This window comes from Nostoc sp. UIC 10890 (assembly GCF_054786515.1).
In genome coordinates, this window is the sequence record NZ_JBSGKF010000001.1 from 4,771,113 (window position 1) to 4,783,715 (window position 12,603).

The following is a 12,603-nucleotide window of genomic DNA, read 5'->3' on the forward strand; positions in this document are numbered from 1 at the left end:
ATCAAACAGGCGATCGCTTTTTTGGTGTAGGTTGTACACCACTCCCTACTCAATACTTTTCGGTTAAAGGGGAAAGGGTAAAGGGAAAGGGTTTAAATTTACCTTTACCCTTTCCCCTTTAACCTTTCCCCAGCCCAAAAGAGAGATTGCTGGGTTTATCCAAAAAGTATTGACTCCCTACTCCCTACTCCCTACTCCCTACTTCCCGTCCTCGTCATCAAACCCCTAGATTGCTCCACCAAACGAATAAACTCACCCCGATAGCCCTCCTGGTCTTCTCCCTTCCCTTGGGTTGCCAACTTCATCACCAAATCATAATTAGCATTCCCCTTATACTCAGAGTCACGCAGCAGCATCCCAAAAGTTGCCACCGCAGCAGCAAATCTCAGGTTTGTGGAAGGTATCTGATCGGCTCTCAAATCAACATCTTGGATGGTTTGGGTAATTAGTTGACTGGTGCTGTCCTGGGGCAATTTATAGCGCAATTTCACCTGCATCAACTCATTACCAGCAGCATCCGAAGCTGTTTCACCAGAACGCTGATACCGCAAGGGGTCTATCTCTGGTAGTTTCACATCGCTTTTCGTGCCGGTAGGAATTATTTCATAAAGCGCTGTCACAGAATGACCAGCCCCAATATCTCCTGCATCTTTCTTATCATCATTGAAATCCTGGTTTTCCAGCAGGCGGTTTTCGTAGCCAATCAAGCGATATGCCTGAACTTTCATCGGATTAAATTCCACCTGAATTTTCACATCCTTGGCAATGGTAAACAGAGTTCCCCTCAGATCGTTAACTAAAACCTTTTTGGCTTCCAATAGGGTATCGATGTAAGCATAGTTGCCATTACCCTTATCAGCCAGTTGCTCCATTTTCCCATCCTTATAATTGCCCGTGCCAAATCCCAACACCGTCAGGAAAATTCCCTGATCTCGCTTTTGTTCAATTAATCGCGTCAGGTCGGCATCACTGGAAACCCCGACGTTAAAATCTCCATCTGTAGCTAAAATTACTCTATTATTACCAGACTTGAGGAAGTTTTGTTTAGCTATTTTGTAGGCGAGTTCAATGCCCTGACCGCCAGCAGTAGAGCCTCCAGCCTCCAAGCGGTCAATCGCCGCCAGAATCTTTGATTTCTGACTACCAGGAGTAGCAGGTAATACCAATCCAGCATTCCCAGCGTAAACTACCAAACTTACCCGATCTTCAGGACGCAGTTTATTCACCAGCAATTTTAGGGACTGTTGCACCAAGGGTAATTTGTTGGGATCATCCATAGAACCGGAGACATCAATCAGAAATACTAGGTTGCTGGGTGGTAAGGTTTCACTCTCTAGGCGTTTACCTTGCAAACCCACCTGTACCAGCTTGTGTTGAGGATTCCAGGGAGCAGCAGCAACTTCAGTGGTAACGGAAAAAGGGCGTTGGCTCTGCCTAGCGTCGGCATCGCCTTTTGGTTGGGGATAATTATAGGTAAAATAGTTGATCAATTCCTCAATTCGCACTGCATCCTTGGGTGGTAATTCCCCTTGAGTAATAAACCGTCGCACGTTGCTGTAGGATGCTGTATCTACATCAATCGAAAAGGTGGAAAGGGGTTCATTACCAACGCGATGAAAAGGATTATCGTCAATCCGATTGTAGTTTTCTGTATTGAATCTGCTACCTGTTTGTGGTTCCGGGGCAACCCTTCCAATAGTGCCACGAGTTTGGCGTGTAGGGCTTACAGGGCGGTTAGAAACCTGATCTTGGAGAGATGAGCCAGAGGGAATGCTAAGGAGTGGGGCTGTGGGTACGGGTTGAGTTTTTCGGGTAGACTCGGCTTGAGTACGTTCTCTGGGAGCCTGAGTTGGAGTGATGGGACTACGAGTTTCCAATTCATCTATCTGATTTCTGAGGATTGCTAACTCCGGTGCGAATTCTGACTGCAAGCGTTGTAGAGTTTTCATATCCCCTTGGGTAACTATCTTGGGGTCAGTCGCTATTAGCTCATTGCTCCGATTCACACAGGCATTCAAGACGGTGGCAAACTCAGTCCGGGTTACAGGAAGAGTACCAAAGTTTTGGACGGGGACTACACAATTATACTTTTGTACCAATGCCTGGAGTGCTTGATAGTCAGGGTGATTGGGTAGAACGGAGCTTGTTGGGGTAGAACTGGAAGGTGTCTGATTAGCTGGAACCGCAACCGTAGCAGACTGACGTAAAATCGCAATTCCTACTGACGGTATCAATAATAACAGTGTCACAATACTGAATCGCTGCCACATTTTGGACGGAATCGGGTAAGACATGGCTAAATCCTCACACTAAATTTGTGTATCAGTTCAAAACCTCGTGGGATGTGTGGAAGCCCTGTCTTTTTAGACGGGATTGCTGATATTTCAAGTTTCCACTTACCTAGAATAGTCTTGAGCAGCCTGGGATTTCATAACCGTTGCAGTTTTGGTAACTGTAGCGGATACAACACTAAACATTCCTGTCTACCATCAGGGGATATGACTACGTTCCAAAGCGGGATCTGTTGAAGGAGGCAGGGGCAGGAGGTAATACTGCTTGGGTAAAGCATTTTGAACTCGGAATTGGGTTTGGGGAAAAGGTTAAAGGGTAAAGGTTAAAGGTTTTTTCTTTCCCCTTTCCCCTTTAACCGAATGGCACTAAGAAAAGCCCAAAGGCTTGTGTCGTCTTGTTCCCAGCCTGGAGGCTGGGAATGCATTTAAAGAGGCTCTGCCTCTTGTCAAGCTACTGGAGGCGGAGCCTCCCAGAATGGTTTCCCAGCCTCTAGGCTGGGAACCAGTTACAGCAAGGGCTGTATCTTTACTTAGTGCCATTCCCCTTTAACCTTTACCCTTTTCCCCCTCTTGCAAAAAGCACTTTTGCAAGAGGTCTAATAGTTCAGGCAAAGCGTAGTAGAGTAAAGTAAGAAATCTCAAGGTGCGTGTAGGCATGGAAACCTACCGATTATCAATTGAACACCACATACAGTGGTAACGTCGATCGCTCCTAAAGCAAGAGTGTCGCCATGACTAACTCAACTCCAATGGATGACGATAAAAATCTCCCCAAGAAGAAGGGCAGGACACTTCCTCCAAAACTGATCATTTGGCTGGGAAAGTTTGTCTGGACGACTATGTGGCAAATAATGATGTCCCAGCTTGCTCCTAGCAATAAGTCGGGAGCATATATTCGTCCTAATAGTCAGTTTCGGAAGTTCATTGGTACAGAGTCAGGGAATCCACACCCACCAGCAGTTGGGCGCTACAAACTCTATGTTGGGCTGGGCTGTCCTTGGGCGCACCGAACTTTGGTTGTGCGATCGCTTAAAAAACTCGAAGCGGTAATATCAGTATGTATTGTCTCTCCTTCTCCCATTGAAGGCGGTTGGATATTCGACGAAGAAGAAGAAGGTTGTCGCACACTAGTGGAATTTTATCAGCGGGCAGAACCAGGCTACAGCGGACGCTTTACAGTTCCCATTTTATGGGATAACCAAACCAAAACCATTGTCAACAATGAGAGTTCAGAGATTATCGTGATGCTGAACTCTCAGTTTAACGAGTTCGCTAACAATCCCACGCTTGATCTTTACCCAGAAGCACTCAAAGAGAAAATTGACTGGTGGAATGAGAAGATTTATCACGCGGTAAATAACGGTGTATATCGCTGCGGCTTTGCCCAGACTCAAGAAGCATATAATCAAGCCTGTGATGAATTGTTTACAACTCTTGATGAGATTGACATAGCATTGCAGACTAATCGATATCTGTGCGGAGACAATCTCACACTCGCAGATGTGCGTTTATTCACGACGTTATTTCGGTTTGATAGTGCCTACTATGGTTTGTTTAAATGTAATCGGCGGCGAATTCGAGACTATCAGAACTTGGGAGTTTACCTAAGTGATTTATATCAGCTTCCGGGTGTTGCTGACACCTGCGACATAGAAACTGTGAAGCACGACTACTACGGAAACCTATTCCCACTCAATCCTGGCGGGATTATTCCCGATGGGCCTGATATGTCCTATCTTAATCAACCACACGATCGCGATCGCATCGGCAAAATGAATGCTTTATAAGGTACATTGAAAACTAATACCTCGATGACTGCATTCTAGAGTTGGTGAAATCGTGAACCAGATTAATCGAGTTGCAATTGTCGGCGGAACTCATGGCAATGAGTTTACAGGGGCCTACCTGAGCCAAAAATTTGCCCAGTTTCCCAATTTAATTACTAGACCAAGTTTTGAGACAGTCACCTTGTTAGCAAATCCTCATGCTTTTGCAGCAGGGAGGCGATATGTAGAGAAGGATTTAAATCGCTGTTTTCTCAAGCAAGATTTACAAAATCCGACTCTGAACAGTTACGAAGAATTACAAGCGAAATCAATCCAGGACACCCTAGCATCAAACGGGGATAAACAAGCAGATTTCATCTTAGACTTACACAGCAGTACAGCTAATATGGGTCTGACAATTATTTTGGTAAATAGTCATCCCTTAAACTTGAAATTGGCTGCTTATCTAAGCCATGTCAGCCCTTTGGTGAAGGTTTATCGCTGCTCTTTTAAATCAATTGAAGAAAACCCATTTGTAAATTCTCTGTGCGAATTAGGCTTTGCAATTGAGGTTGGCCCGATTGCCCAAGGTATTTTAAAAGCGACGCTGTTTCAACAAACAGAAGAACTTGTTCATGCAGTTCTGGACTATTTGGAACAGTTTAACCAGGGTGAAATTCTATCAACTAACGAAACGTTGATTATCTACGACCACTTATCCGTTGTAGACTATCCAAAAAAACCAGATGGAACAATTTTTGGGATGATTCATCCAGAGTTTCAAGATAAGGATTATCAGGCATTGAACCCAGGAGATCCAATTTTTATAACTTTCGATGATAAAACAATTTTTTATGAGGGTACATCTACCGTTTGGCCGATTTTTATTAATGAGGCAGCTTACTACGAAAAGGGAATTGCAATGTGTTTGACTCAAAGGCAGCAAATCAATATCTAGGATGTAGAAAATTTTTTGTATAATTGCTTTTTAGTGGAACTAATGATAGAAATTGAGCATCCAAATCATTAATAGCTTCTATATACAGCGCCATTGCTAAAACCTACTTATATTAAGTGTAAATGTCTCTTGATTATGATATATTGATTACCAGGAATTAAATACCAGGGTAGAAATTTGTCCGCAGGGCTGATAAAGTCGATATTCAAAAAATCTAAATGCCCATTATCTAATTCATCAAAAATATTTTTTACATAAGCAGAATTTGTTTACAAATATGAGACACTAATCTGGGCGATGTCTACAACTGGCTACGCCTACGAAATTCTGCTCTTAAAGTCACTCTTTATCTTCAAAATAAGGAGTTTTAAACCTTCTGGCTTGAATTTTACCCTAAAACTAGGCTTGAATCGAAGTACGAAAGTTGAGCGATAAAGCTCAAATCAACACTATAATTTACGCTTAAAATTGTCCAAATACTTGAATTTATAATGAAAACCAAGCAACAAGGAAACAGACCAATAGCCAGTCTTTCTTTAGACTTGGATAATATTTGGTCTTATTTAAAAAATCAAGGCGCTCCGGGTTGGGAGACTTTCCCCTCTTACCTGGATATCGCAGTACCTCGTTTCTTAGATATTCTCCAGCAATGGAATTTGACAATCACAGTATTTATTGTGGGTCAGGATGCAGCGCTGGAAAAGAACTCTAAAGCAATACAAGCGATCGCTAACGCCGGACACGAAATTGGCAATCACTCGTTTTACCATGATCCTTGGCTACATCTGTATTCAGAGGATGAGATTGAACAAGAGGTGGCACTTGCCGAACAACATATCAAGCGCGTCACTCATCAACATCCGATTGGCTTCCGGGGGCCGGGATACAGCTTTTCTCCTGCGGTATTAAAAGTCCTAGCACGACGGGGATATGAATATGATGCTTCGACTTTCCCCACATTTTTGGGGCCAATAGCACGAGCTTATTATTTAATGACCTGTAAATTGAGCAAGGAAGAACGCAAGAAACGGGAAGCCTTGTTTGGTGGTTTCAAAGAGGGTTTGCAGCCTCTAAAACCTTACCAATGGCACATGGGTAAAGATAAACTGACGGAGATTCCCGTTACCACTATGCCAATTTTCAAAGTGCCAATTCACTTCAGTTACATCATGTATCTAAGTACATTTTCTTCAGAAGTGGCTTTACTCTACCTGCGAATTGCCCTCTGGTTGTGTAAACTTACACGCGTTCAACCTTCTTTGCTACTCCACCCCACAGACTTTGTAAGTCAAGAGGATGTGCCAGAACTATCATTTTTCCCTGGAATGAGCGTGCCTACCTACAAAAAGCTAGCAATAGTCAACAAAAGTTTAGAACTTATATCCAGTCAATTTAATGTTTTGACTGTTGGACAACACGCCAAATTCGTAGCGGGTGCGCGTCAACTGCCTATGTTAGTGCCTCAAAAGAGGTAAAAATATCATCTATGCGAATTAAGTAAGTGGGTAAGAATAAATCAAACTATATTAAGTAATGTAAAATTCAATTGAATTAGCTCTTAGTAAGGGCTTTAGCCCTTAAGAGAGGACTAAAGTCCCCACTACAAACCTTTAATTATTTACGCTCACTTACTTATCAGTCCAATTCGTATCCTTGATTACAGGCAAAATTAACTTTGACCTATGCTTGAGAAGGAGGTAATAGGGTTGGCAAAAAGATAGATTTATTTTTATAATAGTTCACTATTCCAATGTCTTTATTAAAAACCTCTGGTGATATCCCTTCCCTAGAGGTTATTTTTTTAGATGCGATTAATGTCATATAGAAATCCGATTATGAATCGTCAGGGATAATTTCTAGTTATTGATAACTTGTTTGTTGGTCAAAAGTTCTATTAAAAGTAAACTCCTTACTTGGATCGATAACTATTTCAGCAGTTGTGTCGATAGGGTTGTTTGAAAAGTCCTTTGGTAGGTAGCAAAATGTTTTAGATCCCCCTAAATCCCCCTTAAAAGGGGGACTTTTAGAGACTTTGCCTCCCTGCTTTTTAAGGGGGGTTGGGGGATCAACAAGTGCCTAAAATTACATCCAATCACTTTTAAAACATCCTCTTAGTTAATAATCATTAATTATTTGTTTAAGTAATATCCAGCAATTAAACCGCATAAAAATTTCTCAGGAATTTTACTGAACCATCAGGACAATAAATATTACTAAGATATAGATAAATATTGTCAGGATGCTGAATATGTCAGATTTACCGCTTCAGTGCAAAAATTTAAAAGAGCAGGTTGAGTCTATATTACAACTTTTACAACAAGAACCAACGCTACGTTCCCAAGATATTACACCTGTACAAACTTCCTTAAGCAAGGCGATTTCTCCCAAGTTTGAGATTGTGTTTGCGGGTGCGTTTAGTGCTGGTAAATCAATGCTAATCAATGCACTATTGGAGAGAGAATTACTCTACAGTGCAGAAGGACACGCTACAGGTACAGAATGCAAAATCGAGTATGCAGAAGTAGATAAAGAACGTGTTGTTTTGACGTTTTTAAGTGAAGCAGAGATTCGGGAACAAGCAGTTTCTTTGTGTCAGCAACTAGGATTTAAGACAGTAGCTAATATCAACCAAATTGATGTAATTAACTTGTTACGTCAAGGTTCTGAAGCGATTATTCACCAAGAGGGTGGTGAGAGTAAATCAGAACGTGCAAAACAGGCGAAAGCGTTAATGTTATTGCTAGAGGGATATATGGCAAACCGCGATCGCATCAACACGGTTAATAATGCTACATACTCAATGGAGCAATTTCACTTTTCCAACCTCAAGGAAGCGGCTGGATATGCCCGTCGTGGTAGCAATAGTGCAGTATTGAAGCGAATAGAATATTACTGTAATCATCCTTTGCTACAAGATGGCAATGTAATTATAGACACACCTGGTATCGATGCACCAGTAGAGAAAGATGCACAGCTAACTTATGCCAAAATTCAACATCCTGATACTTCGGCGGTGGTGTGTGTGCTAAAACCTGCTTCGGCGGGTGATATGACAAAAGAAGAAACAGAACTTTTGGAATTAATGCGGAAGAATAGGGGAGTACGCGATCGCGTTTTCTATGTCTTCAACCGAATTGATGAAACTTGGTATAATACAGAACTACGGCAACGATTAGATAACTTAATTAGTGGGCAATTTAGCAATTCAAACAAGGTTTATAAAACCAGTGGATTATTAGGATTTTACGGCAGTCAAATTAAACAGACAAGCCAACAAGATAGATTTGGTTTAGATTCTGTTTTCACAGAAAGTATTAAAGGTTTAGATGGTAATGAAGAAACACCGCAATTTGTCTATGCATTTAACAACTACTGTGTAAATTCAGGAAGGCTATCTTCTACTAAATTCAATGTCTCTGTTAACGCCATTGAAACCCCAAATCAAAATTATGTACGGATTCTGGGAGATTGGGGAAATGAACTGATAGAAAAGCTAATTAAAGATAGTGGCACTAATGAATTTCGCACAGCTATTACTCGCTATCTTAGAGAAGAAAAGCGTCCACAATTATTTAAAAATCTTGCTGATGATTTGGAAGATATTTGTATTAAACTGAAAAAACATTATCAGAGTGTACAACGCGAGTTAGATAGTCAGCCTCAAGAAATTGAGATGATGAAGGCACAAGAATTGCAACAACTAAATCAGCAACTACAGCAAGTTGGGAGAGAATTTAGTGAGCATATTAAAGAAGAAGTTAACCATGTAATTAATAATTCTTGTGATGCTTTTGAAGCAGATTTTAAGCAATTGCAATCACGCATGATTCGCCGTTTAGATGAATTGCTAGATACTTTTTCTGTAGCTTATGCTTATCGACGTGCAACCATCAGCCATCCTCGCAACGCTACCGCACCTTTGATTGCTATTTTAGTCGAGGCATTTTATTACTTAGCAAATCAATTAGAAGATATTTTGGTTGAATCTTCTCAGCAAGTAGTTGCAAATTATTTTCAGCGGTTGGTTGAAAAGATTCGCAAGTCCGAATATTATCGCCAGTTGTATCGTTTATTAGATCATGATGGCGGCATTGAACAAGAGATTAGAAATATAGAAAAGCAGGTTACTCAAGCATTAGTTAGTGCAGCTAGTGTAGAGTGCGATCGCTTCGTGCGAGAAAGTCCAAGATTTTATGATGAAGGCACTTTTTCTATATATCAATTTCGCCAAACTTTATTACAAACTTCCCAAGGTTACGACGCTGAAAGTATCATAGAAGCAGAGCCAGCGATTAGGCAGTTATTAAAGTTAGATTTTGAACCCAAAGTTTCCCAAACAATTCGTAAATCTTTCCGCCAAACCATCAACCAAACTCTCAAAACTCAATTGATCCCAATGGCAGATCAGCAAGCCGATGAAATTTTGCAGCAATATCCACAGGCGCGTGCTTATTTAGAGAAAACATTGCAACAAGAGGCTGAAGAAAAAATTGCGAATAATCGCCGATTATTGAATATTGTCGAAGAAAATATTGCAACATATAATTCAGTCGCTTCTAATATTAATAGTTGTTTGCAGGCGATGCAATTATATGATCATTTTTTGCCTGTAATTGGTGATTCGTTTGACACTGATGGGAAGTTTGTTAATAATGGATTTGTGATTTCAGATGTGGTACAAGAGGTTTAATTTTACATATCTGTGAAAATTAGCGGTGTTTAGATCCCCGACTTCTTAAAGAAGTCGGGGATCTAACTTTTTATAATCCCAATTCCCAACTTAATGGTTATGCTTATCAAGCGCCGACAATTTCTTACAACCTGTGGACTCGCTACCTTAGCCACCCAGATATCACCACTTACCGCCCAAGGTAAACTACCCACAAACACCATCCGCAAGCCGCCTCGTCTACAAGTGGGCGATACTGTAGGATTAATCGCCCCTGCGGGTATTGTTGACACTAAAGACATCGAAGCAGCGCAGAAATCAATTTCACAGTTAGGGTTAAAAGTCAAGCTGGGTAAGCATATTTTAGATCGTTACGGCTATTTAGCAGGTAAAGATAGCGATCGCGCCCAGGATGTAAACTTGATGTATAGCGATCGCACCATCAAAGCAATTATCGCCATGCGTGGTGGTTGGGGCTGTAATCGCATTTTACCTTTACTCAACTACTCGCTGATTCGCTCCCATCCGAAAATTATCATCGGGTACAGCGATATTACAACGCTGTTATTGGCAATTAATGCCCGTAGTCAAATGATTACTTTTCATGGGCCAGTTGCCACATCTACCTGGAATCAATTTACAGTGGATTACTTCAAGCGCATCTTATTTAATGGTGAAGCTGTGACTATGCAAAATCTCAACCCTAGCGAAGTGCGGGTGGAGACAATAGCACCGGGAAAGGTGAGAGGTAAACTTGTAGGTGGAAACTTATCAGTTTTATCAGCAATGGTAGGTTCACCTTACCTACCTTCTTGGAACAAAAGTATCCTGTTTGTAGAAGAAATTGGCGAGGATGTTTACCGTATAGATAGGATGTTAACGCAGTTAAAAACCGCTGGGATACTGAATCAAATTGCTGGCTTTATCTTTGGGCAATGCACTAATTGTAGTCTTGGGGATGAACCATCATTTACTTTAATGCAAGTGTTGCAAGACCACATACTTCCTTTAGGAATTCCTGCTTGGTATGGTTCAATGATTGGTCATATTAAAGATAAATTTACCCTGCCAATCGGTGTAGAAGTGGAAATAGATGCTGAACTTGGGACAATACGAATGTTAGAGGCGGCTGTTAGTTTGCTTTAATGCAAGTTTGACGACTCAAGATTATTAAAATAGGACTTACGCGATTTGAAACCTTTCATTGAGCCATAAAACAAGTATGTGCAATTTGTCGGTTCATGGTGAACCAGCGCGTTGTAGCGACTGGCGAACCCGCAAGGGTTAAAGATACCTATGCAATCAAGACTCACATATTTTGTTCACTTCAAGCTTTTGTTAGATTGGAGTTTATGCGGTCTGAAAAAATAATTAGGAATTGGCACGAAATACAACGGAATATGTTCACGTTAGTTGTACGTGAACATATTTTTGCAAACCTTAGCGTTGATGGTATTGTCTAGACTAAATTGCTCATATTTCTTGATATATCTAAAAGATTAGACAAGCCAATTTGTTGAGTTTCTATTGCTAGGTTAAGTAGAAATAACTCCATATTTAGTTCGTTTAAGATTGCCGCATCATTAGAATTGTTACTGTTGTTCGTGCCATCAGAAAGCGTTAACAAGTAATTAGTATTCCCTGCTGTTGGTTGGATGCGTACATAGTAAGTACCTGGAAGCAATACAAGGTTGTTAAACAGATTACCTACAAGACCATTATCAGAATTCGATACAGCAGTATTTCTAGAACTTAAAACATTTCCACTACTATCCAATACTTGCTCAAGTACACTTCTAGAAAAGCTATAGTTAGCTATTCTAAGAGTGCTAGTTTTATTCAAATCAAATCGATAGTAGTCATAAGGATCGGATGAGCCGACGGTTTCCAGTACACGAGTATAATTTGAACCTATGGGAAGTTGGCGAGCAGTGCCGAATATATTTCCGCCATAGTCATTAGCAGCTTGGCGCCCTTCAAATACACCACTAGAATCAAAGTGTTCTACTAAGTTAATACCTTGCAAAAAAGCTAAATCTGGATTGTTGGCTTTATAGTATCCGGCATCAAAAGAGGGTGAAGATTTACGTCCCTCATTTATCCCATTTATTTCAAAATGCTGTAACAACTGGCTATTAGTTAAATTAGTCAAGTCTTGGTTGTTAGCACGATAGTAGTTGAAATCAAACAATGGTGAAAACTGACGTCCTTCATTTATCCCATTGATTTCAAAATGATTCAATAGTTGAGAGTTATTTAAAGAGGAAAGGTCAGAGTTATAGTTTTTATACTGGATTGACCCAAAAAATGCAGCAAAATTACGTCCTTCTGAAATACCAGAGTCTTTGAGATGATTAAATAATTGTTCATTGTTAAAGCCTGTGAGATCACTATTGTTAGCGCGATAGTAGTTAAGACTAACGTTGGGCGAAAAACTACGTCCCTCAGCTACTCCGTGATTCACTAAATGATTTAATAGTTCACTGTTGTTGAAGTTTGCCAAGTCAGAATTACTAGCTCGGTAGAAACTCAAATTAATCAGTGGTGAGAATGAACGACCTTCATTTAGACCATAGCTTTGGAAGTGTGACAAAGCTTGAGCATCATTAAAACCAGCTAAGTCTTGATTGGCAGCACGATAGAAACCGGCGTCAAACACATTTGAGATACTTAGAGCCATATTATAAATATCCAAAAGCTACTTTTACAAAGCGCATTACATAGTAGTACGCAGTATTATAAAGTAAGAGTAAATATCTCCTGATACTAAAAAATAAACTTAATGATTAGAGCGGAAAGACCTTTTCCCCGCCTAGCAGTACAAACACTGGCGTTGGCTACGCCCACCGCAGGCATCGTATTAGTGCAGCAGCAAGTACATTTAGTGAATGTCTACGGCGAGCTACGCTAACGCGCCAC

At 40.7% G+C, this 12,603-nt stretch carries 8 protein-coding genes and 1 pseudogene; 7 read left to right on the forward strand and 2 right to left on the reverse strand.

All coding sequences use genetic code 11. The annotated features are described in order from the left end of the window. Nucleotides 1–191 precede the first annotated feature (191 nt). On the reverse strand, nt 192–2,294 hold the full coding sequence (locus ACWATR_RS19685) for a vWA domain-containing protein (RefSeq protein WP_460335949.1): 2,103 nt from the start codon (nt 2,292–2,294) through the stop codon (nt 192–194). 728 nt (nt 2,295–3,022) lie between these two features. Here ACWATR_RS19685 and ACWATR_RS19690 point away from each other — a divergent pair. From ACWATR_RS19690 to ACWATR_RS19715, 6 genes and pseudogenes are all read left to right on the forward strand, one after another. Continuing rightward, nucleotides 3,023–4,078, forward strand: a complete 1,056-nt coding sequence (locus tag ACWATR_RS19690) for a glutathione S-transferase family protein (protein WP_460335952.1) — start codon at nt 3,023–3,025, stop codon at nt 4,076–4,078. Nucleotides 4,079–4,130: 52 nt separating this feature from the next. Then, nucleotides 4,131–5,015 (forward strand): aspartoacylase, encoded by an 885-nt coding sequence (locus ACWATR_RS19695; protein ID WP_460335955.1) that lies wholly within the window; start codon nt 4,131–4,133, stop codon nt 5,013–5,015. Between the two features lie 491 nt (nt 5,016–5,506). After that, entirely contained in the window at nt 5,507–6,490 is a 984-nt protein-coding gene (locus ACWATR_RS19700; RefSeq protein WP_460335958.1) for a polysaccharide deacetylase family protein, read from the forward strand. A gap of 773 nt (nt 6,491–7,263) precedes the next feature. Further along, nucleotides 7,264–9,705, forward strand: coding sequence for a dynamin family protein (locus tag ACWATR_RS19705; RefSeq protein ID WP_460335961.1), 2,442 nt, complete (start codon nt 7,264–7,266; stop codon nt 9,703–9,705). Nucleotides 9,706–9,804: 99 nt separating this feature from the next. Continuing rightward, nucleotides 9,805–10,830, forward strand: a complete 1,026-nt coding sequence (locus tag ACWATR_RS19710) for a S66 peptidase family protein (protein WP_460335964.1) — start codon at nt 9,805–9,807, stop codon at nt 10,828–10,830. A gap of 62 nt (nt 10,831–10,892) precedes the next feature. Next, nucleotides 10,893–11,147 (forward strand): annotated as a pseudogene (locus ACWATR_RS19715) (hypothetical protein); the annotation flags it as partial. Here the strand turns inward: ACWATR_RS19715 and ACWATR_RS19720 are convergent. After that, the gene (locus ACWATR_RS19720; protein WP_460335967.1) at nt 11,144–12,364 is read right to left on the reverse strand and encodes a hypothetical protein; all 1,221 of its coding nucleotides are present in this window, start codon (nt 12,362–12,364) and stop codon (nt 11,144–11,146) included. The pseudogene ACWATR_RS19715 and the gene ACWATR_RS19720 sit on opposite strands and share 4 nt — an antisense overlap. A 102-nt stretch (nt 12,365–12,466) precedes the next feature. Here ACWATR_RS19720 and ACWATR_RS19725 point away from each other — a divergent pair, with 102 nt between their 5' ends. Further along, nucleotides 12,467–12,595 (forward strand): hypothetical protein, encoded by a 129-nt coding sequence (locus ACWATR_RS19725; protein ID WP_460335970.1) that lies wholly within the window; start codon nt 12,467–12,469, stop codon nt 12,593–12,595. The last annotated feature ends 8 nt before the right edge of the window (nt 12,596–12,603 follow it).

Excerpts from the sequence above, each read along its gene's own strand:
- ACWATR_RS19685 (WP_460335949.1), bottom strand. The coding sequence starts at position 2,294 with ATGTCTTACCCGATTCCGTCCAAAATGTGGCAGCGATTCAGTATTGTG.
- ACWATR_RS19690 (WP_460335952.1), top strand. The coding sequence starts at position 3,023 with ATGACTAACTCAACTCCAATGGATGACGATAAAAATCTCCCCAAGAAG.
- ACWATR_RS19700 (WP_460335958.1), top strand. The coding sequence starts at position 5,507 with ATGAAAACCAAGCAACAAGGAAACAGACCAATAGCCAGTCTTTCTTTA.
- ACWATR_RS19705 (WP_460335961.1), top strand. The coding sequence starts at position 7,264 with ATGTCAGATTTACCGCTTCAGTGCAAAAATTTAAAAGAGCAGGTTGAG.
- ACWATR_RS19710 (WP_460335964.1), top strand. The coding sequence starts at position 9,805 with ATGCTTATCAAGCGCCGACAATTTCTTACAACCTGTGGACTCGCTACC.
- ACWATR_RS19720 (WP_460335967.1), bottom strand. The coding sequence starts at position 12,364 with ATGGCTCTAAGTATCTCAAATGTGTTTGACGCCGGTTTCTATCGTGCT.
- ACWATR_RS19725 (WP_460335970.1), top strand. The coding sequence starts at position 12,467 with ATGATTAGAGCGGAAAGACCTTTTCCCCGCCTAGCAGTACAAACACTG.